The organism is Actinoplanes sp. NBC_00393 (genome assembly GCF_036053395.1).
Classification (GTDB): domain Bacteria; phylum Actinomycetota; class Actinomycetes; order Mycobacteriales; family Micromonosporaceae; genus Actinoplanes.
In genome coordinates this window covers 4,480,298-4,506,252 of the sequence record NZ_CP107942.1, presented here as the reverse complement: position 1 = coordinate 4,506,252, position 25,955 = coordinate 4,480,298, and the positions used below count along the sequence as shown (strand labels likewise).

General features: G+C 71.3%; 25 protein-coding genes. 5 read left to right on the top strand and 20 right to left on the bottom strand.

Features of this window, described 5'->3' with window-relative positions:
- Window positions 1-5 precede the first annotated feature (5 nt).
- Window positions 6-2,117, bottom strand: coding sequence for a glycogen debranching protein GlgX (gene glgX, locus OHA21_RS21235; protein WP_328476179.1), 2,112 nt, complete (start codon window positions 2,115-2,117; stop codon window positions 6-8).
- 93 nt (window positions 2,118-2,210) lie between these two features.
- Between glgX and OHA21_RS21230 the strand changes: the two genes are divergently transcribed.
- The 3 genes from OHA21_RS21230 to OHA21_RS21220 all read left to right on the top strand — a co-directional run bounded on the left by OHA21_RS21230 (window position 2,211) and on the right by OHA21_RS21220 (window position 6,017).
- Window positions 2,211-3,812: an MFS transporter gene (locus tag OHA21_RS21230; RefSeq protein ID WP_328476177.1), complete on the top strand. Its 1,602-nt coding sequence runs from the start codon at window positions 2,211-2,213 to the stop codon at window positions 3,810-3,812.
- 106 nt (window positions 3,813-3,918) lie between these two features.
- Window positions 3,919-5,229: a radical SAM protein gene (locus OHA21_RS21225; protein WP_328476175.1), complete on the top strand. Its 1,311-nt coding sequence runs from the start codon at window positions 3,919-3,921 to the stop codon at window positions 5,227-5,229.
- Window positions 5,226-6,017, top strand: a complete 792-nt coding sequence (locus tag OHA21_RS21220; protein WP_328476173.1) for an MOSC domain-containing protein — start codon at window positions 5,226-5,228, stop codon at window positions 6,015-6,017. The genes OHA21_RS21225 and OHA21_RS21220 overlap by 4 nt, the downstream gene beginning before the upstream one ends.
- A 4-nt stretch (window positions 6,018-6,021) precedes the next feature.
- On the opposite strand, the gene OHA21_RS21215 is transcribed toward OHA21_RS21220, so the two are convergent.
- From OHA21_RS21215 to OHA21_RS21175, 9 genes are all read right to left on the bottom strand, one after another.
- Window positions 6,022-6,582 carry a Uma2 family endonuclease gene (locus tag OHA21_RS21215; RefSeq protein ID WP_328476171.1) on the bottom strand — a complete coding sequence of 187 codons (561 nt, stop codon included), beginning with the start codon at window positions 6,580-6,582 and terminating at the stop codon, window positions 6,022-6,024.
- A 9-nt stretch (window positions 6,583-6,591) separates the two neighbouring features.
- Window positions 6,592-6,831, bottom strand: coding sequence for a lipoyl domain-containing protein (locus OHA21_RS21210; protein ID WP_328476169.1), 240 nt, complete (start codon window positions 6,829-6,831; stop codon window positions 6,592-6,594).
- Window positions 6,828-7,850 (bottom strand): alpha-ketoacid dehydrogenase subunit beta, encoded by a 1,023-nt coding sequence (locus tag OHA21_RS21205; protein ID WP_328476167.1) that lies wholly within the window; start codon window positions 7,848-7,850, stop codon window positions 6,828-6,830. Before OHA21_RS21205 ends, OHA21_RS21210 begins: the two co-directional genes overlap by 4 nt.
- Complete coding sequence (locus OHA21_RS21200) at window positions 7,847-8,890, bottom strand: thiamine pyrophosphate-dependent dehydrogenase E1 component subunit alpha (RefSeq protein ID WP_328476165.1); 1,044 nt, start codon at window positions 8,888-8,890, stop codon at window positions 7,847-7,849. The genes OHA21_RS21205 and OHA21_RS21200 overlap by 4 nt, the downstream gene beginning before the upstream one ends.
- A 28-nt stretch (window positions 8,891-8,918) precedes the next feature.
- Window positions 8,919-9,485 (bottom strand): hypothetical protein, encoded by a 567-nt coding sequence (locus OHA21_RS21195; protein ID WP_328476163.1) that lies wholly within the window; start codon window positions 9,483-9,485, stop codon window positions 8,919-8,921.
- A 533-nt stretch (window positions 9,486-10,018) separates the two neighbouring features.
- Window positions 10,019-10,525, bottom strand: a complete 507-nt coding sequence (locus tag OHA21_RS21190; protein ID WP_328476161.1) for a flavin reductase family protein — start codon at window positions 10,523-10,525, stop codon at window positions 10,019-10,021.
- Complete coding sequence (locus OHA21_RS21185) at window positions 10,522-11,691, bottom strand: LLM class flavin-dependent oxidoreductase (protein WP_328476159.1); 1,170 nt, start codon at window positions 11,689-11,691, stop codon at window positions 10,522-10,524. The genes OHA21_RS21190 and OHA21_RS21185 overlap by 4 nt, the downstream gene beginning before the upstream one ends.
- Before the next feature lie 98 nt (window positions 11,692-11,789).
- Entirely contained in the window at window positions 11,790-11,912 is a 123-nt protein-coding gene (locus OHA21_RS21180) for a hypothetical protein (protein WP_328476157.1), read from the bottom strand.
- 66 nt (window positions 11,913-11,978) lie between these two features.
- Window positions 11,979-12,281, bottom strand: a complete 303-nt coding sequence (locus OHA21_RS21175; protein WP_328476155.1) for a hypothetical protein — start codon at window positions 12,279-12,281, stop codon at window positions 11,979-11,981.
- A 111-nt stretch (window positions 12,282-12,392) separates the two neighbouring features.
- Between OHA21_RS21175 and OHA21_RS21170 the strand changes: the two genes are divergently transcribed.
- Window positions 12,393-13,883, top strand: coding sequence for an FAD-binding oxidoreductase (locus tag OHA21_RS21170; protein WP_328478476.1), 1,491 nt, complete (start codon window positions 12,393-12,395; stop codon window positions 13,881-13,883).
- Here the strand turns inward: OHA21_RS21170 and OHA21_RS21165 are convergent.
- The 10 genes from OHA21_RS21165 to OHA21_RS21120 form a co-directional block, all read right to left on the bottom strand.
- A complete protein-coding gene (locus tag OHA21_RS21165) occupies window positions 13,871-14,512 on the bottom strand; it encodes a trimeric intracellular cation channel family protein (protein ID WP_328476153.1) in 642 nt (213 codons plus the stop codon). The genes OHA21_RS21170 and OHA21_RS21165 overlap by 13 nt on opposite strands.
- A 12-nt stretch (window positions 14,513-14,524) precedes the next feature.
- On the bottom strand, window positions 14,525-16,582 hold the full coding sequence (locus OHA21_RS21160) for a xanthine dehydrogenase family protein molybdopterin-binding subunit (protein ID WP_328476151.1): 2,058 nt from the start codon (window positions 16,580-16,582) through the stop codon (window positions 14,525-14,527).
- On the bottom strand, window positions 16,579-17,553 hold the full coding sequence (locus tag OHA21_RS21155; RefSeq protein ID WP_328476149.1) for an FAD binding domain-containing protein: 975 nt from the start codon (window positions 17,551-17,553) through the stop codon (window positions 16,579-16,581). Before OHA21_RS21155 ends, OHA21_RS21160 begins: the two co-directional genes overlap by 4 nt.
- Window positions 17,550-18,035 (bottom strand): 2Fe-2S iron-sulfur cluster-binding protein, encoded by a 486-nt coding sequence (locus OHA21_RS21150; protein WP_328476147.1) that lies wholly within the window; start codon window positions 18,033-18,035, stop codon window positions 17,550-17,552. The genes OHA21_RS21155 and OHA21_RS21150 overlap by 4 nt, the downstream gene beginning before the upstream one ends.
- A gap of 43 nt (window positions 18,036-18,078) precedes the next feature.
- Window positions 18,079-18,804: an anti-sigma factor gene (locus tag OHA21_RS21145; protein WP_328476145.1), complete on the bottom strand. Its 726-nt coding sequence runs from the start codon at window positions 18,802-18,804 to the stop codon at window positions 18,079-18,081.
- Window positions 18,801-19,415 carry an ECF RNA polymerase sigma factor SigK gene (gene sigK, locus OHA21_RS21140; protein ID WP_328476143.1) on the bottom strand — a complete coding sequence of 205 codons (615 nt, stop codon included), beginning with the start codon at window positions 19,413-19,415 and terminating at the stop codon, window positions 18,801-18,803. The genes OHA21_RS21145 and sigK overlap by 4 nt, the downstream gene beginning before the upstream one ends.
- Window positions 19,416-19,449: 34 nt before the next feature.
- Window positions 19,450-20,010, bottom strand: a complete 561-nt coding sequence (locus OHA21_RS21135) for a PadR family transcriptional regulator (protein ID WP_328476141.1) — start codon at window positions 20,008-20,010, stop codon at window positions 19,450-19,452.
- A 23-nt stretch (window positions 20,011-20,033) separates the two neighbouring features.
- The gene (locus tag OHA21_RS21130; RefSeq protein WP_328476139.1) at window positions 20,034-20,828 is read right to left on the bottom strand and encodes a crotonase/enoyl-CoA hydratase family protein; all 795 of its coding nucleotides are present in this window, start codon (window positions 20,826-20,828) and stop codon (window positions 20,034-20,036) included.
- Window positions 20,829-20,841: 13 nt separating this feature from the next.
- The gene (locus OHA21_RS21125; protein ID WP_328476137.1) at window positions 20,842-22,875 is read right to left on the bottom strand and encodes an NADPH-dependent 2,4-dienoyl-CoA reductase; all 2,034 of its coding nucleotides are present in this window, start codon (window positions 22,873-22,875) and stop codon (window positions 20,842-20,844) included.
- A gap of 65 nt (window positions 22,876-22,940) precedes the next feature.
- Window positions 22,941-24,494, bottom strand: coding sequence for a dolichyl-phosphate-mannose--protein mannosyltransferase (locus tag OHA21_RS21120; RefSeq protein ID WP_328476135.1), 1,554 nt, complete (start codon window positions 24,492-24,494; stop codon window positions 22,941-22,943).
- Between the two features lie 138 nt (window positions 24,495-24,632).
- Between OHA21_RS21120 and OHA21_RS21115 the strand changes: the two genes are divergently transcribed.
- The gene (locus OHA21_RS21115; RefSeq protein WP_328476133.1) at window positions 24,633-25,949 is read left to right on the top strand and encodes an extracellular solute-binding protein; all 1,317 of its coding nucleotides are present in this window, start codon (window positions 24,633-24,635) and stop codon (window positions 25,947-25,949) included.
- Window positions 25,950-25,955 lie beyond the last annotated feature (6 nt).

Below are 25,955 nucleotides of genomic sequence, written 5' to 3'. Positions count from 1 at the left end.
CCGGGTCAGTAGCGCCGCCGGAGCACGAGCAGGCTGTGGGCGTCCAGCGTCAGGCTCTCCTGTGCCTTGACGCTGGCGTCCGCCCAGTTGGCCAGCAGCGGATCGGCGGTGTCCACCACGGCCTCCCAGGCCTGGCCGTACGCCGGCTCGGGCAGAACGAACTCGGCCTGCTCGTGGGACGGGTTGAACAGCAGCAGGAACGAGTCGTCGAGGATCTGCTCGCCGAGCGCGTCGGTCTCCGGGATGCCCTCCCCGTTGAGGAACACGATGATGGTGTGGGCGGCGTCGTCGCGCCAGTCGGGCTCGGTCATCGGTTCGCCGTCGCGGCGCAGCCAGGCGATGCCGGGCAGCTTGGCGTCACCGGCCGGGTCGCCGGTGAAGAACCGGCGGCGGCGGAAGATCGGGTGCTCGGCGCGCAGCCGGGTCAGGCTCCGGGTGAACACGGTGAGCACGTCGTGGTGGCGGGCGTCGCGCCAGTTGATCCAGCTCAGTTCGTTGTCCTGGGCGTACACGTTGTTGTTGCCCTGCTGGGTACGGCCCAGCTCGTCGCCGTGCACGATCATCGGGACGCCCTGGCTGAGCAGCAGGGTGGCCAGGAAGTTGCGCTTCTGCCGCTCGCGCAGCGTGACGATCCCCCGGTCGTCGGTGGGTCCCTCGGCGCCGCAGTTCCACGAGCGGTTGTGGCTCTCGCCGTCGCGGTTGCCCTCGCCGTTCGCGTCGTTGTGCTTCTCGTTGTACGACACCAGGTCGTGCATCGTGAAACCGTCGTGCGCGGTGACGAAGTTGATCGACGCGCTCGGCCGCCGGCCGTCGATCTCGTAGAGGTCGGAGCTGCCGGTGAACCGGGAGGCGAATTCGCCGAGGCTGGACGGCTCGCCGCGCCAGAAGTCGCGCACCGAGTCGCGGTAGCGCCCGTTCCACTCGGTCCAGTTGGGTGGGAAGCCGCCGACCTGGTAGCCGCCGTCGCCGACGTCCCACGGTTCGGCGATCAGTTTGACCTGGGAGACGACCGGGTCCTGGTTGACCAGGTCGAAGAAGGCGGCGAGCCGGTCGACCTCGTGGAACTCGCGGGCCAGGGCGGAGGCCAGGTCGAAGCGGAAGCCGTCGACGTGCATCTCGGTCACCCAGTAGCGCAGCGAGTCCATGATCAGCCGCAGTGACTCGTGGTGGCGCACGTTGAGGCTGTTGCCGGTGCCCGTCGTGTCGTAATAGAAGGATTTATCGCCATCGACCAGGCGGTAGTAGGCGGGGTTGTCGATGCCGCGGAACGACAGGGTCGGGCCCAGGTGGTTGCCTTCGGCGGTGTGGTTGTAGACGACGTCCAGGATCACCTCGATGCCGGCCTGGTGCAGCGCCTTCACCATCGCCTTGAACTCCTGCACCTGCCCGCCACCGCCGGCGAATGACGAGTAGCCGTTGTGCGGCGCGAAGAACCCGATCGTGTTGTAACCCCAGTAGTTGCTCAGGCCCTTCTCGATCAGGCCGCTGTCGTGCACGAACTGGTGGACCGGCATCAACTCGACCGCGGTGACGCCGAGCTGCTTCAGATAGTTGGTCATCACGGGGTGGGCGAGCCCGGAGTAGGTGCCGCGCACGTCCGCGGGGATGTCGGGATGCTGGATCGTCATCCCCTTGACGTGGGTCTCGTAGATGACGGTCTGGTGGAACGGGACCTTCAGCGGCCGGTCGTTGCCCCAGTCGAAGAACGGGTTCACCACGACCGACTTCGGCGCGTACGGCTCCGAGTCGGCGTCGTTGTACGAGTCCGGGTGCCCGAACCGGTAGGAGAACAGCGCCTCGTCCCACTCGTAGTCGCCGTCGATCGCCTTCGCGTATGGGTCCAGCAGCAACTTCCCGGGGTTGCACCGCAAGCCCTGGGACGGGTCGTAGGGGCCGTGCACCCGGTAGCCGTACCGCTGGCCCGGCACGACCCGCGGCAGGTAGCCGTGCCAGACGAACGCCTCCCGCTCCGGCAGGTCGATGCAGGTCTCGGTGCCGTCGTCGCCGAACAGGCACAACTCGACCCGTTCGGCCACCTCGGAGAAGAGGGCGAAGTTCGTACCGCCGCCGTCGTAGGTGGCCCCCAGCGGGTACGGGTTGCCCGGCCAGATCCTCATCGTTGCTCCTGCCCAGTGTGTTCGCGGACCCGCTGGCTACCCCGTTGAACGCCGATCAGGCATACGGATTGCGGATCCGGGCACCCGGACGGGATGACCGCGACCACCACCGCCCCCGACTCCTCCACCTGGGCGCCACTGCGCATCGGTGTCTTCCGGATGCTGTGGCTGGCCGTTTTCGGCAGCCAGGTCGGCACCTGGATGCAGACCGTCGGCGCGCAGTGGCTGCTGCTCGACGAGGAGAACGCGGGCACGCTGGTGTCGCTGGTGCAGACCGCCGGCACCCTGCCGGTCCTGCTGCTGGCCCTGCCCGCCGGTGTGCTGGCCGACTCGTTCGACCGGCGCCGGCTGCTGATCGGCGTGCAGATGTTCCAGCTCGCGGTCGGGGTCGCGCTGACCGCGCTCACCCTGGCCGGCGAGATGACCCCGCCGCTGCTGCTCACCCTGACCTTCGCGCTGGGCTGCGGGATGGCGATGACCACCCCGACCTACCAGGCGGTGATCCCGGAGCTCGTACCCCGTCCGTTGATCCCCTCCGCGGCCTCGCTCGGCGCCATCAGCATCAACCTGGCCCGGGCCGTCGGCCCGGCGATCGCCGGCGTGCTGGTCGCGCAGGCCGGGCCGGCCGCGGTCTTCGGCATCAACGCGGCCACCTTCCTGATCTTCGCGATCGTGCTGCTGCTGTGGCGGCGCGACCCGAAGGAGGAGGGCGCCGGCCCGGAGCCGTTCGTCGCCGCGCTGCGCGCCGGCGGACGATACGTCCGGTACTCGCCGATCATGCGCCGGCTGCTGCTGCGCAGCATCCTGTTCGTCGCGCCGGCGATGGCGCTGTGGGCGCTGCTTCCGCTGCTGGCCAGCCGCCGGCTGGGTCTCGGCGCTTCGGGGTACGGCCTACTGCTCGCCGCCCTCGGCGCCGGCGCGGTCCTGGCCGCGTTCGTGATGCCGCGAATCCGTGCCGCGCTCTCCGGCACCGCGATGCTGGCCGCGGCCAGCGTCACGTACGCGCTGGTCCTGGCGATCCTCGCGGTGGTCCGCAGCCCGCTGATCGCGGTGCTCGCCCTGATCCCGGCCGGCGCCGCCTGGATGGCCGTGCAGTCCAACCTCAACGCCGAGGTGCAACTGCTGCTGCCGCATTGGGTACGCGCCCGCGGCCTGGCCACCTACCAGACCGTCTTCTTCGGCGGGCAGGCAATCGGCTCGCTGGCCTGGGGTGTGGCCGCCGACCGGATCGGCCTGGTCCCGGCGTTCCTGATCGCCGCGGCGCTCACCGCGCTCGGCGCCGCCACCCTGCCGATCGCCCCGCTGCTGACCAGCCGCCACCTCAACCGCGACCCGGCCACCCCCTGGCCGGAACCGCACCTGGCCCACCAGCCGGCCGCGGACGCCGGCCCGGTGGTGGTCCAGGTGACCTACACCGTGCCGCCCGAGCGGGAGGCCGAGTTCCTGGCCGCGACGGCCGCGCTGCGCCGCTCCCGGATGCGCACCGGCGCGGTGCAGTGGGGGGTCTTCCGGGCCGGGGAGACGCCGGAGCAGATGATCGAGCTGTACGTGGTGCCCAGCTGGGGTGAACATCTGCGCCAGCACGGCGGCCGGCTGACCGGCGCGGACGAGGAGCTGGACCGGCGGGTGAGGGAGCTGTCGGCGACGCCGCCCGAGGTGATCCATATGATCTCGGCCGACGCCCCGCTGTCGTGAACGTCTCCATTCCGCCGCCCCCGTGGCGAGGTGTGGATGTGATGGCATGGGATGGGGTGACGCACCATTGACCGGCGAACCCGGCGAGCAGCTGACAGGAGGACGCATGGAACGGCGTACCGATCTCGTTGAAGACCTGATGGCCCGCTTTCCGCATGTGCCGCGCGAGGCGGTGATCAAGGAAGATCTGCTGCGCGGAGGTCTCGCCTTCGACGAGTCGGCGCTGACCGACAACGAGAACGGTGAGGTCAAGCCCAAGTCGTACTTCATCTTTTCGTTCGACCACCGGACGCTGCCGGAGCTCGGCGAGGCGGCGCTGCGCCGGCCGCCGGAGGAGATCGTGCTCACCGGCGGGCCGTACGATCTGCGCCGCACGGTCGTCTCGGTGCGCACCAACCCCGACTCGCCGTACCGGGTGAAGCCCGACGCGGACGGGCGGCTGATGCTCTTCCTCGACGGCCGGGCGATAGCCGAGGTCGGCCTGCCGCCGATGCCGGACTACTACCGGCACACGCTCGCCAACGGCAAGCAGGTGATGGAGGTCGCCCCGACCATCCAGTGGGGCTACCTCGTCTATCTGACCGTCTTCCGGGTGTGTCAGTACTTCGGCGCCAAGGAGGAGTGCCAGTACTGCGACATCAACCACAACTGGCGCCAGCACAAGGCGGCCGGGCGGCCGTACACCGGGGTCAAGCCGGTGGACGAGGTCCTGGAAGCACTGGCGATCATCGACAAGCACGACACGCTGCGTACGTCCACGGCTTACACCCTGACCGGCGGCAGTGTCACCTCGCAGGTCGGCGGCAAGGCGGAGGCCGACTTCTACGGTCAGTACGCGCAGGCGATCGAGGAGGCGTTCCCCGGCCGCTGGATCGGCAAGGTGGTGGCGCAGGCGCTGCCCAAGGCCGACGTGCAGCGCTTCAAGGACTACGGGATCCAGATCTATCACCCGAACTATGAGGTGTGGGACAAGCGGCTGTTCGAGCTGTACTGCCCCGGTAAAGAGCGTTATGTGGGCCGGGAGGAGTGGCACCGCCGCATCCTCGACTCCGCCGAGATCTTCGGGCCGCGCAACGTGATCCCGAACTTCGTGGCCGGCATCGAGATGGCCGAGCCGTTCGGGTTCACCACGGTCGACGAGGCCATCGACTCGACCACCGAAGGTTTGCACTACTTCATGTCGCGCGGCATCACCCCGCGGTTCACCACGTGGTGCCCGGAGCCGACCACCCCGCTCGGCAAGACCAACCCGAACGGCGCGCCGCTGGAGTACCACATCCGGCTGCTCCAGGCGTATAGGGCGACGATGGACGAGTACGGCCTGTCCAGCCCGCCCGGATACGGCCCGCCCGGGCCCGGCAACGCGGTCTTCTCGGTCAGCTCGTTCATGGACAGCCTGCCCGCGGAGCCTGCGTGAGCGTTGCCGCGCTGTACCGGTACCCGCTGAAGAGCGCCCAGGGCGAGAGCCTGCCGGAGGCCGTCGTCGAAACCGGCGGCCTGCGCGGCGACCGCACCTGGGCGTGCCTCGACGACGCGGACGGGACGGTCGGCAGCGCCAAACACCCGCGGCGGTGGGGGCGGCTGCTCGGGGTCGGCACCTCGCTGGGGTCTGCGCTGACATTGCGCGTACAGGGCAGAGACGTGCTGGCCGGCAGCGCCGATGCCGACCTCGCGCTCAGCGATCTTCTCGGCCGCCCGGTACGGCTGAGCCGGGAGGTGCCGCCGAACGCGCGGCTGCACCGGCAGCTGCCGGACGAGGACGGCATGGTCCCGGAGTGGATGGCCGGCGTCGGCGCAGGCCAGGAGACGGTGACGGACCTCTCCGCCGGCAAGCGCTTCCTGGACTTTGCTGACGTGCACATCGTCACGACGGGCGCGCTGGCCGCGCTGGCTGCCAGCCTGGGCCGGCCGTCGGTGCCGGCGGCCCGCTTCCGCCCGAACATCGTGTTCGACGCGCCGGCCGACCCGGCGCCCGGCACGGAGCTGCGGCTAGGCGAGGCGGTGCTGCGGGTCATCTCGCCGACGCCGCGCTGCGCGGTCCCCGGCATCGCCGATCCGGACCAGCTGGTCGACCGCGACCTGCTGGGCACCCTGGCGCGGCACCACCGGCTCACCCTGCCGGGCCTGGGCCGGGCCGCCTGCTTCGGCGTCTACGCCGAGGTCCTGCAACCCGGCCGCCTGCGGGTGGGCGAGGGCCTCACCTGACCGATCAGGCGCCGATGTGGTGGTCGGCCGGTGCGGTCTGCAGCAGCCAGGCAAGCGGCATCTTGGCGGCGACCGCATAGACGCCGTCTGAGCCGAGCACATGCAGCGTCACGGTTTGCGCGGCGTCCCGCTCGACCATCCAGTACCGCGGGATTCCGGCCTCGGCGTACTCCCGCACCTTGACGACCTCGTCCATCGCGGCGGAGCCCGGCGAAACGATTTCGACTGCCACGAGCAGGTCGGTCAACGGCAGCCAGACACTGCGCGGTTGGGGCGCCGACCAGATCGTCAGGTCGGGGATACGGCCACCCTCACCTGCCGGGCCTGGCAGCTTGACTCCGACCGTCTGGAGAATCTGCTCTGCTGGCAGCCCGGCCAGGATCAGCCAGGCGAACAAGCGGCTTGCGATCGCGGCGTGCTCTGAATCGGCCGGGGGCATGACCGACAACGCTCCCTCGGGGCTCAGCTCGTACCGATGGCCGAACCGGTCGGCGGCATTCATCGCCGCAAGATCATCGAGCGTGACGGCTGCAGGGAAAGACCTGCCAACTGCCTCGGCGCTCATGCGGTCATCCTAACCACCCGCGATGGTGGCGATGGGGCTGCCTTGGCGGACCTCCGCCTCCTCGTCGACCAGCAGATGGATGACGCCGGTGATGGGGGACGGGACCTCGACCGAGACCTTGTCGACCTGGACCTCGGCCAGCAGCTGATCGGCCGTGACCTGGTCGCCGTCGGTGACGAACCAGGTGGTGAGGACGCCCAGCGCTGCCGGATCCTCCTTCGACAGCGCTGGGAACAGGACCTCGGTCATGCCGCGGCCACGTCGCGGATGGCGGCCTCGATGCGGTCGTGGCGGGGCAGCACCGCGTACTCCAGGGAGTGCGCGTACGGGATCGGCACGTCCGGAACGGCGACCCGGGCCACCGGGGCGCGCAGCAGGGACGGGTCCACGTCGGTCACCGAGGCCACCACCTCGCCGGACAGGCCGAACGACAGGTAGTCCTCGTCGACGACCACGAGGCGGCCGGTCTTGCGGACCGAGGTGACGATGGCGTCGCGGTCCAGCGGGACCAGGCTGCGCAGATCGATCACCTCGACGTCGATGCCCTCGCCGGCCAGCTTCTCCGCGACGTCGAGGGTGTGGTGCACCGACAGCGAGACCGTCACGACCGTCACCGCGGCGCCGGGGCGGGCGATGCGGGCCTTGCCGATCGGTACGGTGTACGCCTCGTCCGGCACCTCGTCGATCGCGCGCCGGTTCTTCGCCATCCAGGCCAGACCCATGACGCCCTTGTGGAACATGTAGACGACCGGGCTGTCGTCGCGGATCGCCGAGATCATCAGGCCCTTGGCGTCGTACGGGTTGCTCGGCACCACGACCTTCATCCCGGGCAGGTGCGCGAACGTGCCCCACAGGCACTGACTGTGCTGCGCGCCGTCGCTGTAGCCGCCGCCGACCGCGGTGGTCAGCACCATCGGCACGCGGACGTTGCCGCCCGACTCGTACGAGATCTTGGCCATGTGGTTGTAGATCTGATCCATGCAGACGCCGAAGAAGTCGACGAACATCAGCTCGACGATCGGCCGCATCCCCTCGACCGCCGCGCCGACGGCCAGCCCGATGAACGCGGTCTCCGAGATCGGCGTGTCGATCACCCGGGTCGCGCCGAACCGGTCGAGCAGGCCGGTCGACGATCCGAAGATGCCACCGTAGGCGCCGACGTCCTCACCGAGGTAGAAGACCGACGGGTCGCGTTCCATCTCCGCCGCGATGCCGTCGACCATGGCTTTCGCCGTGGTCAGCCGGTGGGTCTCCGCCGTCGCCGTCATGACGTACCCCCGGCGAACACGTAGCGCAGCGCCTCCGCCGGATCCGGCGCGGGACTGTCCTTGGCGAACGTCACCGCGTCCTCGACGTGGGCGGCAGCCGACGCCCGCAACTGCGAGACCGCGTCGTCGTCCAGCAGGCCGGCTTCGCGCAGCGTCCGCTCGTACGTCGGAATCGGATCGCGGCCCGGAACGTCCTCGATGTCCTTGCGGTAGCCCTGGGCGTCGCCCTCGAAATGCCCCCACAACCGCAACGTGTGCACCTCGATCAGGCTCGGCCCGTCGCCGGCGCGGGCCCGCGCGACTGCGCGGCCGGCCGCCGCGTACACGGCCTCGACCGCGTTGTCCTCGACCCGCTCGCCGGGCATGTCGTAGGCGGCGGCGCGGGCCGCGTTCGACGGCACGCTGGTCGACGCCGATCGTGGCACCGAGATGCCCCAGTCGTTGTCCTCGACGATGAACACCACCGGCAGCTTCCACAGCGCCGCCAGGTTCAGCGACTCGTGGAAGGCGCCCTGGTTGGCCGCGCCCTCGCCGGTGACCGCGACCGCGATCCGGTCGGTGCCCCGGCGCTGGAACGCGAAGGCCTGCCCGAGCGCCGGCGGATAGCCCTCGGCGATGATGCCGGAGCAGGAGAAATGCGTCTGCGGGTCGAACAGGTGCATGTGCCCGCCGCGGCCCCGGCCCAGCCCGGTCTCGCGGCCGAAGATCTCCGCTGTCATCCGGCGCAGGTCGATGCCGTGGGCGATGGCGAAGTGGTGCGGGCGGTGCGTGGCGGTGACCGCGTCGTCGGTGCTGAGGTGCGCGCAGACGCCGGCGGCGACCGGTTCCTGCCCGGCGGCCAGGTGCATCTCACCCGGCACCAGGCCTTTGCCGATGTCGAAACCGGGACCCTTGTCGGCGTGGTACTCCCGCAGCATCGCCTCCTCGAAGGCGCGCACCAGCACCATCGTGCGGTAGAGCTCCACCCGGGTCTCGGCGTCAATCTTCTCCGGGCCGCCGCCGGGTGCTTCGGCCGGTGGCGGCGCGGTGGGAACGGTCATGGACTTCTCCCTTCCGTCCCCCGAAGCCTCAGCCCACCGTGTGCGGCCGGGCAACGACCGGCATTTCAGATACCGGCAGAGCCTGCAGGTCGCGCTCGCGGACGGCCGCCTGCACGTACCGGTCGATCAAGGGCTCCCACTGGGTGCCGCGCAGCTGATCGAGGTCGGCGCGCTCGCGTTGCAGCGCTTCGTCCAGCAGGGCGGCCCGGCTCTGCTCCAGGGCGACCACTGCCTCGTGCGGCGAGCCGGCGGCCGTGTGGGCGTAGGCGGCCTCGGTGCCCAGGCCGGCGGTCTCCCGCAGCCAGTTCTCCTTCTCGGTGCGCACCAGCTGAACGCGGACCAGCGTGCGCATCGCGGCCAGACCGAAACCGTACGCCTCGGCCGCCTCCGGCCAGACCTGCCGGTTCTCCGCCCACCAGCCCCAGAGACGTGCCGAGAAGAGCGCGGTCTGCGGGTCGATCACCAAGGCGGACTCGCAGGCCCGGCGCAGTGTCGCGGTGGCCCGGGGCGGATCGGCCGCCTGACGGATCAGAGCCGCGCCGTACATGTTGAGCCGGCGCGGCAGGTCGGGCGAGTCGCCGGGAGTCCGCTCCACCGCCCGTTCGAGCAGCTCGGCGGCCCGGTCCGCGTCGGTGGCGCCGTCGCGGCGCAGCAGGCCGTACCCGAGGCTGACCAGCCGGCGGGCCAGTTCCGGGGAGTCGTCGGAGATTGCTCAGCCGGCCGGAGCGTTCGGGCGCGGTGGCCGGCGTGCGGCGGACCGCCTCGGTGTACGAGGTGATCGAGCGGTCCAGCAGGGCCGGGGCGCTGTCCAGCTCGTAGGTGCGCAGGAGAACGCCGCCGAGGTTGTCGGCCAGTTCGCCGGGGTCGGCGGACTCCATCGTGCGCAGCGCGGCGTCGAGGGACCGGCGATGGCCGCGCTGCTCGTACCGCAGGAAGAGCGCGTGCCCCAGCTCGGCCTGCCGGGCGGCCCGGCCCACCTCGGGCACGCCGTCGCGCCGGTCCTGCCGCCGCATGACGTCGAGCGCCGCGTCCAGGTCGCCGGCGCTGTTGATCCGGGCGACGAACGGTTCCAGCCAGTCCGCCACGGCCGACCACCCCCTCGGCAACCACTCCGGAGAGTACGCTTCCTCAGCCGGGCGACAGACGCCCGAATGCGGATCGGTGGAAGACCAGCGGGCCGCCGTTCTGGTCCGCTGTGTGGTTCACGGCGTGCAGTCGCAGCAGCACGATGACGTGGTCGCCGGCCTCGACCTCCCGGTAGATCGAGCAGTCGAAGTGGGCCAGGCCGTCGTCGACGGTGACGGCGCCGGCCTCGGTCACCGAGGCGCGGACTCCGTCGAAGCGGTGCTCGACCGGGCCGGCCAGCTGCCGGCACAGCGCGCCGTGGTGTGCGGCCAGCACGGTCACCCCGAGGTGGGCGGCGCGGCGCAGGTCGGGCCAGGTTTTCGAGGTACGCGCAATCGACACCGAAACCAGCGGCGGATCGAGACTCACCGACGTGAACGAACTGGCGGCCAGCCCCACCAGCTCGCCGTCGACCGACGCCGCCAGCGCCACCACACCACTGGGAAAGACGCCGAACGCCTGGCGCAGCCGCGACGGGTCGAGATCCTGGTTGGTGGCGAAGGTGGTCACGGCCGGGCCCGTCCCGCGGTGGCGAAAGGCACCGTGCTGCTGTGATTGCGGCGGGGCCGCTCGTCCTTCCACAGGCCGCGTTCGGCCAGCACCGGCAGCACGCCCTCGCCGAACCAGTACGCGCCCTCCAGATGCGGGTACGCGGAGAGCACGAACTCCTCGATGCCGAGCGCGGCGTACTCGGCGATCCGGTCGGCGACCTGCTCGTGGCTGCCGACCAGCGCGGTCCCGGCGCCGCCGCGGACCAGGCCGACCCCGGCCCAGACGTTCGGGTAGATCTCCAGGTCGTCGGTGCGGCCACCGTGCAGCTCCAGCATCCGCTTCTGGCCCTCCGACTCGCTGAGCCGCAGGCCCTGCTGGACCTTGGTGATGGTCTCCGGGGAGATCCCGGCGAGCAGCCGGTTCGCCTCCGCCCAGGCCTCCTCGGCGGTGTCGCGGGTGATGGTGTGCATTCGGATGCCGAACCGGATCGGCCGGTTGTCCGGCCCGCGGCCCTGCTTTTCGGCGAGCTTGCGGATCCAGGCGATCTTCTCGGCCACCGCGGCCGGCGGCTCGCCCCAGGTCAGGTACACGTCGGCGTGCTTGGCCGCGACGATGCCGGCGGCCGGTGAGGAACCGCCGAAGTAGATGTCCGGGACCGGGTCCGGGATCTGGCCCAGCGTGGCGGCGTCGACGGAGAGGTGCTCGCCGTGGAAGTCGACGGTCTCGCCCGCCCAGAGCCGGCGCACGATCTCCAGGAACTCGTCGCAGCGCTGGTAGCGGGCGTCCTTGTCCAGGTAGTCGCCGTACATCCGCTGCTCGTGACTCTCGCCGCCGGTGACCACGTTGAGCAGCAGCCGGCCGCCGGTCATGTTCTGGAAGGTGCCGGCCATCTGTGCGGCCAGGAACGGCGAGACCAGGCCGGGGCGGAAGGCGACCAGGAACTTCAGGCGGGTGGAGTTCTGGCTGAGCAGCGCGGTGCTGAGCCAGGCGTCCTCGCACCAGGCGCCGGTGGGGGTCAGCGCGGCTGCGAAGCCGTTGTCTTCGGCGGCGCGGGCCACCTGGCTCAGGTAGGCGACGTCCGCGGGGCGGCCGGAGCTGCCGGCCGCGAGGCCGTGACCACCGCCGACCACGTGCCGGCCGTCGCCGCCGTTCGTCGGGAGGAACCAGTGGAACTTGAGCGACATGGCGGCCCTTTCATTCAGCGCAATGCCTATAGGTTTACTAGATTCTGTCGAATAGGCAAGTGCACGGGAGAACGAACGTGCCGAACACCCCTTCGGCGCTACCGGCCACCGGTCGGGCGCAGGATGATCTCCTCGAAGTCCACGCCGGCCGGCGGCAGCAGCATCATGACCGGCGGCACGTTTTCGGCGAGCGGCCGTGCGGTGATCGACCGGGGGATCATGTCAGCCGGGCGGAGACGGCGATGGGCCGCAGCCGGAATCGGCTGCGGCCCATCGGAACGCCGGTATCAGCGACCGCGGCGCAGAAGGCTCTGCCCGCGGTGCAGGACGCTCTGCCCGCGGTTCGCGATGCGCTGCCAGCGGCTCTGCGGGCGGCGCGCCTGCGCGACCTTGCGGCCGCCGATCACGCCGGCCGCGGCGACCGCCGCGACGGCGGCAACAGCCGCCGAGGTGATGCCGGGGCGCTTACGGGCCGCCTGCCCGGCCGAGGCCAGGCGCGAACCGTTGAGCTCGTCCTGGGTGGCCTCGACGGTGCCGGAACCTGCGGCGAAGTTCTGTCGGGCACCGACAGTGCTGTCGTAGGTGGTCATCGAATGCCTTCCCTGTTGCTCTCGAGTACGGTGTTCCACTTGTTCCTATGCCCACCCTTCCGGCCGGCCTAACGTGACCCGGGCCGCTGTGGTGTACTCGGCGGCGTGATCATGGGTCGACAGCGCCCGACACGGCGACAGGTCCTGACCCACGGCGCGACCGCGGCCGCCGCACTGGCCCTGGGCAGCGCGGGAACCCTCGCCGCCACGCGGTGGGCTGAGCCGGGGGAGATCTCCGGCAGCGCGGCGCCGGGCGCGTTGCTCGACGACGCCAGCAGACTCAACCCCACATCAGTACGCGGTGTGCTGTTCGCCGACGCGTCATCCGAGGACACCGCCGGGACCGTGGCCCCGCTGCTGCGCCGGATCGCCGCCGGCCAGGACCCGCCGCTGGCCGTCGCGGGCGTCCGGCACTCGATGGGCGGCCAGAGCATGCTGGCGGGCGGCTGGGTGCTGGACACCCGGCCGATGAACCGGATCGAGCTGGACCGCGCCGCCCAGGTCGTCCGGGTCGGCGCGGGAGCCACCTGGCGTGAGCTCATCCCGGTGCTCAACGCCGCCGGCCTGTCGCCGAAGGTCATGCAGTCGAACCACGATTTCTCGGTCGGCGGCTCGCTGAGCGTCAACTGCCACGGCTGGCACGCCGGGCACCCGCCGATCGCCGGCACGGTACGGCGGCTGCGGCTGCTCACCGCCTCCGGCGACGTGCTGACCTGCTCGCCGGGCGAGAACGCCGAGCTGTTCGGCCTGGTGCTGGGCGGTTACGGCCTGTTCGGTGTGATCCTTGACGCCGACCTGGAGGTGTGGCCCAACGCGATCTACCGGCCGAGTTTCCATGCCGTGCGGACCAGCGACTACGCCGCCACGTTCGCGGCGCTGGTCGACGAGGGCAGCGAGATGGCGTACGGCCGGCTGTCGGTGGATCCGCGTAACTTCCTGGCCGAGGCGATCCTGGTGCGGTTCGAGCCCGAGGCGGGAACCGTGGGCGCGGTGCTTCCGCTGACCCGGCCCGCCGCGCCGGAGCTGCAGCGCGCCGTGTTCCGCAACTCGGCCGGCAGCGGCCTGGGCAAGACGCTGCGCTGGCACCTGGAGCGGGAGGCCGCGCCCTGGCTGGCGCGCCCGATGAGCCGCAACACCATCCAGAACCAGCCGGCCGCGGTCTTCGCCGACCACTCCGAGCAGACCAGCGACATCCTGCACGAGTACTTCGTCCCGCGGCAGCGGCTGTGGGAGTTCGTCCAGGCCGCGCGGCCCCTCATCGCTGATGGGGGAGTCGAGTTGCTCAACGTCACCGTGCGCGATGTGCGGCGGGACACCCGCAGCGTGCTCGCGTACGCCCGGCAGGACGTGTTCGGCCTGGTGATGAACTTCCGGCAGGAGCGGACCGCGGCGGCGGACGGGCGGATGCGGGAGCTGACCCGGGCGCTGATCGACGCGGCGGACCGGGCCGGCGGGACCTTCTACCTGCCGTACCGGGTGCATGCCACCGCCGCGCAGCTGCGTCGCGCGTACCCGGCCTGGACTGCGGCGATGGCCGCGAAAGCCCGGCTGGACCCGCGGCTGGTCTTCCGCAACGCCCTGTTCGACACCTACTCGGGCTGACTGCGCCGCCAGTTGTAGGCGCCCGGGGCGGTCCAGTGGCGCAGCATCGCGACGATGCGGAAGGCGAAGACGCCGGCCGCGGCGCCGGTCGCCACCACCGGCATGGGCCAGCCGGCGTGGTGGGCGACGACGATGAGCACCGCGCCGGCGGCGGCCGGAATGGCGTACAGATCAGTTTCGACCCGGACCAGCGCCGGCGTCTCCCGCGCGGTGATGTCGCGCAGCACGCCGCCGCCCACGGCGGTGATGACGCCGAGCAGCACCGCCTGCACCGCGCCGAGCCCGAAGTGCAGCGCCTTCAGGGTGCCGGTGACGCAGAACAGGCCGAGCCCGGCGGCGTCGAAGACCAGCACGGTGAACGCCAGCCGGTCCATCAGCGGATGGGCGAAGAACGTCACCGCCGCGGCCACCAGCGGAATCACCAGGTAGATCACGTCGCGAAAGGCGGCCGGCGGCGTCTCTCCGATGATCAGGTCGCGGACGACGCCGCCGCCGAGCGCGGTCAGCAGTGCGAGGATCGCGATGCCGACGACGTCGAAGCCCTTCTGGATCGCCATCAGGGCGCCCGAGGTGGCGAACACGTAGAGCCCGATCAGCTCCAGGACGGTGACGAGGGCGGTGGCTGACATGCCGACAGCTTGTCAAGCACTCCCGAGCAGCTTGTCGAGGCGTACCGGCAGGTCGCGCACCCGTACGCCGGTCGCGTGCCAGACCGCGTTGACGATGGCGGCCGGGGAGCCGACGATGCCGATCTCGCCGATGCCCTTGCTGCCCATCGGGTTGATCTGGTCGTCGGTCTCGTCGAGCCAGGCGGCGTCGATCTGCTCCACGTCGGCGTGCGCGGGGATGTGGTAGCCGGCCAGGTCGTGGTTGACCCAGGCGCCCATGGCCGGGTTGAGGACGCCCTCCTCGTGCAGGGCCATGCCCATCCCCATGATCATGCCGCCGAGGAACTGGCTGCGGGCGGTCCGCGGGTTCAGGATCCGTCCGGCGGCGAACATGCCGAACATCCTGGAGACCCGGACCTCGCCGGTGACGGCGTCCACGCGTACCTCGGCGAAGTGTGCGCCGAAGGCGTGCCGTCCCTCGGTCTCCTGCTGTTGCACCTGCTCGGTGGTGTCGAAGGTGGCCTCGGACTGTCCCGAGGAGCGCAGCTCGCGGCAGGCGCCGGTGACCGCCCAGCCCCAGGATGCGCTGCCCGACGAGCCGCCGGCCACCGACGCTTTCGGCAGGGTGCTGTCGCCGATCCGGATCCGGACCCGCTCGGCCGGCACCTCGAGGGCGTCCGCCGCGATCTGGGTGAGGATCGTGCGCGCGCCGGTGCCCAGGTCGGCGGCGCCGATGGCCACCTCGAACGTGCCGTCGTCCAGCGCCCGCACCCGGGCGGTCGACGGCTGCGCCATCGTCGGATAGCTCGCGCCCGCCACCCCGGTGCCGATCCACCAGTCGCCCTCGCGCCGCTGCCGGGGCCGCGGATCCCGGCCGGACCAGCCGAAACGCTCGGCGCCGGCGCGCAGGCACTCGACGTAGTGCCGGCTGGTGAACGGGGTGCCGCCCTCCGGTTCGACGGCCGGCTCGTTGCGGATGCGCAGCTCGATCGGGTCCATGCCGAGTTCGGCGGCGAGCTCGTCCATCGCGCATTCCAGGCCGAGCATGCCGGGCGCCTCGCCGGGCGCGCGCATCCAGCGCGGCGTCGGCATGTCCAGCCGCACCAGCTGGTGGGCGGTACGCCGGTTCGGCGCCGCGTACATGTGCCGGGTGGTCACCGCGGTCTGCTCGGCGAACTCGTAGAGCCGGCTGGTCTGCGAGTACGCCACGTGCTCGATCGCGGTCAGCGTCCCGTCCGCCTCGGCGCCGAGCCGCAGCCGCTGGACGGTCGGGGTGCGGTGCCCGACGACGCTGAACATCGCCTGGCGGGGGAGCACCACCTTGACCGGGCGGCCGGTCACCTTCGCGGCGAGGGCGGCCAGCACCGCGTTGGGCCGGGCCGTGCCTTTGGAGCCGAAGCCGCCGCCGACGTGCTCGGTGATCACGTGCACCCGCTCGGGCGGCAGGCCGAACACCTCGCCGACGGTCGCGGCGACGCCGGACGGATGCTGGTTGGAGTCGTGCAGGACCAGGTCGTCGCCGTCCCACCGGGCGATGGTGGCGTGCGGTTCCATCGGGTTGTTGTGCAGCGCCGGTGTGCGGTAGGTGACGTCCACGCTCACCGGCGCGGTGGCCAGCGCGGCCTCGACGTCACCGGCCGTGGTCTCGGTGGGATAACCCGGGTTGACCGTCTCCGGGGCGTACAGATCAGGGTGGTCGGTGCGCAGGACCGCGTCGTGCTCCTCCGCGGTGATGTCGAGCTGCAGGACCTGCGCGGCCCGGCGGGCCGCTTCCAGGGTGTCGGCGACCACCAGCGCAACCGGCTGGCCGCGGTAGCTGATCCGCGCCGACTGCAGCACAGCGAGCTCGGGGTCCTCCACCGCGGTCAGCTGCGGGGCGTTGCCGTGCCAGAGCACCGCGACCGCGTCCGCCAGCGGGTCGGCGAGCACGGCGTCCAGGCGGCCGCACGGCACCGGGGACTGCACGACCCATCCGTACGCCACGTCGTCCTGCGGATACTCGGCGGCGTACCGGGCCGTGCCGGAAACCTTCTCCGGACCCTCCAGGCGCGCCAGCGGCGCGCCGACCGCGCCGGGCATCGTCGCGGTCATCGGACCTCCTCCGCCAGCCGGGCGAGGACCGCGGCGGTCAGATTGCGCAGAAGACTGATTTTGTACGCGTTGTCGCGCAACGGCTGCGCCCCGGCGAGCTCGGCGTCGGCCGCCGCCAGGAACTCCTCCTTGGTGGCCGGCCGCCCGCGCAGCTGCTGCTCAGCGGTGAACGCCCGCCACGGCTTCGGGGCGACTGCGCCGAACGCCAGCCGCACGTCCCGGACCTCGCCGTCGGCCACGTCCAGCGCGGCGGCGACCGAGCCGACCGCGAATGCGTACGACGCCCGGTCGCGGGCCTTGCGATAGGCGGACCGGGCGGCGAACGGCAGCGCCGGCAGCTCCACGGCGGTGATCAGCTCGCCGTGCTCGAGGACGGTGTCGCGTTCCGGCGTGTCGCCGGGCAGCCGGTGCAGATCGGTGACGGCGATGCTGCGCGGCCCGGCCGGCCCGTCGACGTGTACCACGGCACCGAGCGCGGCCAGCGCGACCGCCATGTCCGACGGGTGGGTGGCGATGCAGGCCTGCGAGCCGCCGAGGATCGCCAGGTTGCGGTGGTCGCCGTCGCGGGCCGGGCAGCCGGAGCCGGGCGCGTGCTTGTTGCACGGCTTGCTCGCGTCCATGAAGTACGGGCAGCGGGTGCGCTGCAGCAGATTGCCGCCGGTGGTGGCCATGTTGCGCAGCTGCCCGGAGGCGCCGGCCAGCAGGGCCTGGCTGAGCACCGGGTACGCGCTGCGCACCCGTGGGTCGGCGGCCAGGTCGCTGTTGCGCACCGCCGCGCCGATCCGCAGACCGCCGTCCGGTGTCTCGGTGACCTCGCCGAGCGGGAGCCGGTTGACGTCGACGAGCATGTCCGGGGTGGCGACGCCGAGTTTCATCAGGTCGACCAGGTTGGTGCCGCCGGCCAGGAAGACGGCGCCTGGTTCCAGACCGTCGTCGAGCGCGGTGGCCGTACGGTAATCGAAGGTCTTCATCGGCCCGCCGCCTGCCGGATCGCCGGCACCATGTTGGGGTAGGCGCCGCAGCGGCAGAGGTTGCCGCTCATCCGCTCGCGGATCTCCGCATCGCTGAGCAGATCGTCGCCTTCGGCCGGCGTCGCGGCGCTGGGCCAGCCGCGGGCCACCTCGTCGAGCATGCCGACCGCCGAGCAGATCTGCCCCGGCGTGCAGTAGCCGCACTGGAAACCGTCGTGGTCGAGAAAGCCGCGCTGCACCGGTTCGCCGGCCTCGCCGAGCCCTTCGATCGTGGTGATCCGTGCGTCCTGGTGGGCGACGGCCAGGAGCAGGCAGCTGTTCACCCGGCGCCCGTCGAGCAGGACCGTGCAGGCGCCGCACTGCCCGTGGTCGCAGCCCTTCTTGGCGCCGGTGAGATCGAGGTGCTCGCGCAGCGCGTCGAGCACGGTGGTACGCGGATCGATGTCCAGATCGTGCTCGATGCCGTTGACGGTGAGACGCATGAGCGCCCCGGTACCCCGTACGGCCCGGATCAACCCCGCGCACTCAGGTCAACGGCACCAGCGCCTGCAGGCGGCCGGTCGGCTGCGCGGATCCCGGGCTCGGCTCGATCGTCACCCCCACGTCCGCCCCCGGCAGACCGTCCACCAGCTGTACGGCGGCCGTCTGTCCCTCACCGAGCGCACCGGCCGACGCCGCAGCCCCGGACCGGATCGTCCAGAGCTGGTACACCCGGCCGTCCCGCGGCGCGCCGTCGGCGGCCAGCATGATCACCCCGGCCTGGTACAGCCGGGAGCTGGCGACGGTGACCTGTCCGCCGGCGGTCAGCGGCTCCTGGCGGACCATCACGTCGGGTGCGGCCAGGATCGCGCGGACCCGGGCCTCGCGGTTGCTCGCCGCCTCGGCGCTCGTCTCGGCGCGGCGTACCCGCTGATCCTGAACGGTGTAGACGCTCGCGCCCACCCCGGCCGCGGCGAGCACGGCGGCGGCCGTGGCGATCAGGCGCAGGTGCTGCCGGCCCCGGCGCGGCGCCGGACGGGTCGGCGGGACCTGCCGGGTGTTCGCGATGGCTGCCAGGACGTTGTCGCGTAGCCGCGGCGGGGGCACCGACCAGGCGCCGTCGGCCAGGCGGGCCGCGGCCGCGCGCAGCTCGTCCGCCTCGATCCGGCACATCTCGCACTCGCGCAGGTGCCGGCCGAACGCGGCACGTTCGATGTCGTCCAGGGCGTCCAGCGCATACGGCCCGATCAGCGAGTGCACCTCGTCGCTCATGCCGCCACCCCCGCCGAGAGGCAGTCCCGCAAGCGGATGAGACCGTCGCGCATGCGGGACTTGATCGTGGGCAGTGGCACCCCGAGCAGCTCGGACACCTGCGGGTAGCTGTGGCCCTGGTAGTAGGCCAGGGTCACCGCCTGGCGCTGCAGGTCGGTCAGGTTGTCCAGGCAGAACCGCACCTGGCGGCGTTCCCAGCGCACCGCAACCTCGTCGGCCACCTCGTCGTACGGGGTGTCCACCGAGGCGACCCCGGCCCGGTACGCCCGGTCGGACGCGGCCTGCTCGGCGCGTACCCGGTCGACCGCGCGCCGGTGCGCGATGGTGAAGACCCACGCGGTCGGCGACCCCCGCCGCGGATCGAACTGGGCGGCCGAGCGCCAGACCTCGACCAGCACCTCCTGCGCGACCTCCTCGGCCTGCGCCGGATCGCGCAGCACGCGCCGGATCAGCCCGTAGACGCGCGGCGCGACCAGGTTGTACAACGTGCCGAACGCCTTCTCGTCGCCGAGGGCCACGGCCTGCAGCAGCTCACCCGCGTCCTGCACGGGCGGGCCGCCGGGCACAGCGGCCAGATGCTCCCGACGCCCTCCGATGCCATGCTCAGCCATGGCAATGGTTCGGAGCCGCGGCCGCCCTGGATGACTAGGAGTCCGGAAAACGTCGGGCGAGAATGTCAAGGGCCAGCCGGCCCCAGGTGATGTTCTCCCGTTCGAAGCTGATGCCCCGCTGCAGGGTCAGGTACGGGCCGATCCGGTTGCCGGTGGCCAGGAACTCGTCGTGGCTGCGGCTGCCGAGGATGTCGGCCAGGGACCGTTCGTAGGTCTCCAGCCGCTGCCGGCTGGTCTTGAGATGGGCTTCGATCGAGGACCGGACGCTGGGTACGTCGGCGTGGGCCAGCGCCTCGACCTGGATGAGCAGCTCGTCGCGTACGGTGGTCGGCTTCGGGTCGCGCTGGGTGAAGGCGTACAGCGCGGCGCGGCCCTGCTCGGTGACCGAGAAGAGCCGCTTGTCCGGGCGTCTGTCCTGCTTGACCACCCGGGCTGAGAGCAGGCCGTCGGCCTGCATCTTCTCCAGCTCGCGGTACAGCTGCTGCGGGGTGGCGGTCCAGAAGTTGGCCACCGACACGCTGAACTGCTTGGCGAGGTCGTACCCGGACGACTCCCGGTCGATCAGCGCCGCCAGCAGCGCGTTCCTCAAGGCCACGCTGGCATCCTACGGGCGTGCGCTCACCGGGCCCGCGGCCCGAACTCGGCGGTGCTCTTCGTGGCGACGGCTTTGCGCTGGATCTTCGTGTTCGGCAGGCGCAGCAACCGAATCTGTTCGCGCCGCTCGCGGGCGAAGGTTCGCCGGGCACTGGCCGTCAGCGCGCCGTTGATCAGGCGTTTGGCGGCGGCGAGCGCGTCCGGCGACTTGGTCCGCAGGGTCTCGGCGAAGGCGGTCGCGGCCTTGACCGGCTCGTCGTGCAGCTCGGTGACCAGGCCGAGCCGCTGGGCCTCGGTACCGGAGAACTGTTCGGCGGTCATCGTCAGCCGCTTCGCGACGTCGGGGCCGAGCACCTCGGTGAGGGTGCGGATGCCGCTCATGTCGGGGATGATGCCCCACTTGCCCTCCAGCACCGACCAGCGTGAGTCCGGGGTGGCGTACCGGAAGTCGGCGGCCAGGGCGATCTGCAGGCCGCCGCCGTAGCAGTGGCCGTGCACCGCGGCGATGACCGGGACCGGCAGCCGCCGCCAGGCCCAGCAGGCCTCCTGGAAGCGGTTGGTGCCCCGCCACGGTACGGGAAGGAACGCCTTCACGATGCGGCCGGGCGTCCGCAGCACCGTGGCCATGTCCAGTCCGGAGGAGAACGAGTCGCCCTCGCCGGCGATCACGACGGCGCGCAGCGTACGGTCGCGGCGCAACCCCCGGGCCGTGGTGATCAGATCGTCGAGGGTGTCGAGGGTGAGCGCGTTGAGCTTGTCCGGCCGGTTGAGCCGGACCTGCGCGATCCCGTTCCCGACCTCGGTGGTCACGTACTTCATGGTGGCTCCGGTTCTACAGGGTGGCGGCGAGTTCGGTGGCCTGCTTGATGGCCCGTTTGGCGTCGAGTTCCGCGGCGACGTCCGCGCCGCCGATGACGTGCACGCTGACGCCGCGCTGTTCGAGCGGGGCGACCAGCTCGCGGACCGAGGTCTGCCCGGCGCAGAGCAGCACAGTGTCGACGTCGAGCACCCGGGTCTCGCGCGGCGACCTGGGGTTGCGCGGGTCGGTCGGCACCGAGATGTGCAGGCCCTCGTCGTCGACGCGCAGGTACTCCACGGCGCGCAGCATCGTGACCCCGGAGTCCTGCAGCGTGGTGCGGTGCACCCAGCCGGTGGTCTTGCCCAGGCCCTTGCCGAGCCCGCCGGCCTTGCGCTGCAGCAGGTAGACCTCGCGGCGCGGCGGGGACTTCACCTTGGTGGTGAGGCCGCCGGGCGCGGTCTGCGGGTCGGTCACGCCCCAGCGGCGCATCCACTGGTCGAGCGGTTCGTGCGGCTCGTGCAGCAGGTACTCGCCGACGTCGAAACCGATGCCGCCGGCCCCGATGATCGCCACCCGGTCGCCGGCCTCGGCGCCGTCCAGCAACTGCTGGTAGGTGAGCACCTTCGGATGCTCGATGCCGGGGATCTGCGGGATCCGAGGCCGTACGCCGGTCGCGATTACGACCTCGTCAAAACCGGCCAGGTCGTCGACCGTGGCGGCCCTGCCGAGGTGCACTTCGACGCCGCGAAGGTCGAGCATGTGCCGGTAGTAGTCGAGGGTGCGGGCGAACTCCTCCTTGCCGGGGATCCGCGCCGCCAGCCGGAACTGCCCGCCGATCGTGCCGGACGCCTCGAACAGCTCCACCCGGTGCCCGCGGCCGGCCGTCTCGATCGCGGCGGCCAGCCCGGCCGGCCCGGCGCCGACCACGGCGACCCGCTTGACGGTACGGGTCGGCAGCAGCACCAGCTCGGTCTCGTACCCGGCCCGCGGGTTGAGCAGACAGGTGGCCCGCTCGTTGCGGAAGGTGTGGTCCAGGCAGGCCTGATTGCACGCGATACAGGTGATGATCTCCTGTTCGCGCTGCTGGGCGGCCTTGGCGACCCACTCGGCGTCGGCGAGCAGCGGCCGGGCCATCGACACCAGGTCGGCCTCACCGGCGGCGAGGATCTGCTCGGCGGTCTCCGGGCGGTTGATCCGGTTCGAGGCGATCACCGGGACCGACACCTCGGCGCGCAGCTTGCCGGTGGCCCAGGCGAAGGCCGCGGGCGGCACCGACGTGACGATCGTGGGCACCCGGGCCTCGTGCCAGCCGATGCCGGTGTTGAACAGCGACACCCCGGCGGTCTGCAGCTCGCGGGCCAGTTCGGCGGTCTCGTCCCAGGTCTGCGCGTCGTCGACCAGGTCGAGCAGGCTGATCCGGTACTGGACGATGAAGTCCTCGCCGACCAGCTCCCGGGTGCGCCGCACGATCTCGAGCGGGAACCGCATCCGCTTCGCGGCCGAGCCGCCCCAGGCGTCGGAGCGGTCATTCGTCCGCGCGGCGAGGAACTGATTGATCAGGTACCCCTCCGAGCCCATGATCTCGACACCGTCGTAGCCCGCCCGGCGGGCCAGCAGCGCGGCCCGGGCGAACGCGCTCGCCGTCCGGTCGACCTGCCGGGTGCTCATCGCCCGCGGCCGGAACGGTGTGATCGGCGACTTGCGGCCCGACGCGCCGAGGCTGAACGGATGGTACGAATACCGGCCGGCGTGCAGCACCTGCAGCAGGATCTTGCCGCCGTGCTGGTGGACGGCATCGGTCACCACCCGGTGCGCCAGGGCGTGGCGTTCGCTGGTCATCCGGCTGCCGAACGGGGCCAGCCAGCCACGCCAGGTCGGCGCGTAGCCACCGGTCACCATCAGGGCCACCCCGCCGCGGGCGCGCTCAGCGAAGAACGCCGCCAGTTTCGGCAGGTCCCGCTTCCGGTCCTCGAGCTTGGTGTGCATCGAGCCCATGACGACCCGGTTGCGCAGCACCGTGTGGCCGAGATCCAGCGGGCTCAGCAGCGTGGGGTAGCGGCTCGTCATCGCGCCACGCTAATACGTAACGAGTTGCATAGTAAAGAAGTTGACTATCGCGATCCTGCGAAGCCTCAGATCCAGCGGCTGTCGAGCCACATGCGGGACAGCCAGTCGTCGTAGGGGATCAGCTGGCCGGTGAAGATCGGGTAGAAGTAGGCGAAGCACAGGGCCACCGCGGCCACATAGATGCCGACCGCCACCGCGCCGATGATCTGGCGGTCGGTGCGCTGCGAGCCGGCGGCCATGCCGTCCGGGGGCGTCATGGCGGCGCCCAGGACGTAGACCACGGCGAGGATCAGGAACGGCAGGGCGGGCAGGGCGTAGAACGAGAACATGGTGCGGCCGTCGGCCACCGCGAACCAGAACCACGGGGCCAGGCCGGCCACGGCGCCGGTGAGGATGGCGTAGGCGCGCCAGTCGCGGCGGGAGACGGCCAGCCAGAGCAGGGCGACCAGGGCCGGCAGGAACGACCACCACAGGATCGGGGTGCCCAGCAGCAGCACCTCGCTGGCGCAGCTGGAAGCGCCGCAGCCGCTCGGGGTGACCCATTCGAAGGCGACCGGGCGGCCGAGCAGCAGCCACTGCCAGGGCCAGGACTGGTACGGGTGGGTCTTGGTCAGGCCGCTGTGGAAGGTGTACGCCTGCTCGTGGTAGTGGATCAGGTTGAGCAGCGCGCCCAGCACCGGTGGCTCACTGAGGCCGTTGTCGGCGCGCCAGTGCCGGTAGTAGCCGGTGTCGGTGAGGAACCATCCGGCCCAGGTGGTCAGGTAGAACACGGCGGTCAGGACGAAGCTGAGCACGCCCCAGCCGAGCCCGCCGAGGATGCCGGAGAGCACCGGCCGGGGGAGACCCGCCGAGCGGCGCGCCTGCACCCGCCAGGTGATGATCAGCGCGGCGAAGAAGGGCAGGAAGAACAGCGCGCTCCATTTGACCCCGCAGGCCAGGCCGAAGAGCACACCACCGGCGAGCATCCACCACGGTACGATCCGGCGCCGCTGACCGCTTTCGAGTTGGCGCAACAGGCTGCGCCGGTAGTGGTCGCGGTCCAGCACCATCGCGGCGAACGACGCCAGGATGAACAGGCCCAGGAAGATGTCGAGCAGCGAGGTGCGCGACAGCACGAACTGGAAGCCGTCCAGCGTCATCAGCAGGCCCGCGATGCCGGCCAGCACGATCGAGTGGAACATCCGGTAGGTGACCCGGATCAGGATGAGGATCATCAGGATGCCGGCGATCGCGGCCGGGAACCGCCAGCCCAGCGGGGTGTTGCCGAACATCTGCTCGCCGGCGGCGATCAGCCATTTGCCGAGCGGTGGGTGCACCACGTACGCCGGGCCGTTGTTCTCCGGGTCCCACTCGACGCCGTGCTGCAGCATGTCCCAGGCGTCGGTCGGGTAGTAGACCTCGTCGAAGATCAGCTTGTTGGGCCGGCTGATCCCGTACAGGCGCAGGATCGTGGCGATCGCCACAATGACCGCGGTGACCAGCCACGAGTACGGGTCGAGCCAGTTCTCGAGGGTCCGCAGCCGCTCTCGGACGATGGCGGGCACACCGCGTACGCCCGCGGGCTCGGTCGCTGCGCCCGACGGGGCATCGATACCGGTCTCAGCTGTCGCCGTAGTCACCCCGCGATCGTAGGGGTTCCCCGCCGGGTTTTGATCTCGGCCCGTTGTGCTGCTCCATGCAACACCTGTGTCACCACCCGTCACATGGTCTTAATCTGAGTGGCGCCCGTCGATCAGCGAGATCAGGAGGGCTGACGCATGGATCGCCGTACTCTGCTACGTGGCATGCTGGCCGGCGCCGGGGCCGCCGGTCTGGCCGGATGCTCGTCACCGGTCGTGGCCGGGCTGGCGAACACCCCGCTGGACCAGGGCACCGTCGAGTACTGGGACCTGTTCGGCGGTGGTGACGGCGTACGCATGCAGCAGATGGTCGCCAACTACCGGGCGGCGAACCCGGGCACCCCGGTGCAGGCGGTCACGCTGGCCTGGGGCAACCCGTACTACACGAAGTTGTCACTGGCCACGGTCGGCGCGAAGCCGCCGAACGTCGCCGTGTCGCACCTGACCCGGATGCTCACCCTGCAGCGCGGCAACCTGCTGCAGGAACTGCGCCCCGAGGACCTGGCCCGGCACGGCATGGCGCCGGAGATGTTCAACAAACGGGCGTGGGAGGCCGGTCTGGTCGACGGCCGGGCGTACGCCATCCCGCTCGACACCCATCCGATCGTGCTGTTCTACAACACCGACATCTGCGGCGAGGCCGGGCTGCTCGACGCCGGCGGCGCGCTGAAACCGATCGAGGGGCCGGACGCCCTGGCCGACGCCTTCGCCAAGGCGCAGCAGGTCACCGGCCAGTTCGGCGCCACCCACGGCATCGACGCCGACCCGGCCACCTGCTGGCGGCTGTTCCACACCCTGTACGGCCAGCTCGGCGGCGAGGTGATCGCCGACGACGGCACCCGGGTGGTGCTGGACGACGCCAAGGCGCTGCAGGTGCTGGAGTATCTGCGGTCGCTCACCGTGGAGCGGCGCCTGATGCCCGGCAGCATCGACTACCAGGGCGCGATCGCCCTGTTCGCGGCCGGCGCCTCCGGGTTCCACATCAACGGCGAATGGGAGATCAGCACCTTCCAGACCGCCAAGATGCCGTTCGGGATGACCCTGGTGCCGAACGTCTTCGGCGGCACGTACGTGGTGCACGCCGACTCGCACACCCTGGTGCTGCCCCGCCGCGACGACCAGACCCCCGGCCAGCTCGACCTGTCGCTCGGCTTCGTCAAGGCGCTGCTCGACCAGAGCATGAACTGGGCCGAGGGCGGGCACGTGCCGACCTGGCTGCCGGTCGCCGACAGCGAGGCCTACCGGAAGCTCACGCCGCAGTCGAACTACGCGGCCGCGGCCGACGCCGCCGTCTACGACCCGCCCGCCTGGTACACCGGGTCCGGCTCCAACTTCGAGAACGTCATGGGTTCGGCCGTCGGCGCCGTCGAAGGTGGCCAGCTCACCCCGCAGGCCGCGATCGAGCAGCTGCGGTCCCGTCTCAGCGCCCTCGCGGCCCTGCCCTCGCCGGTCTGAGGAGGT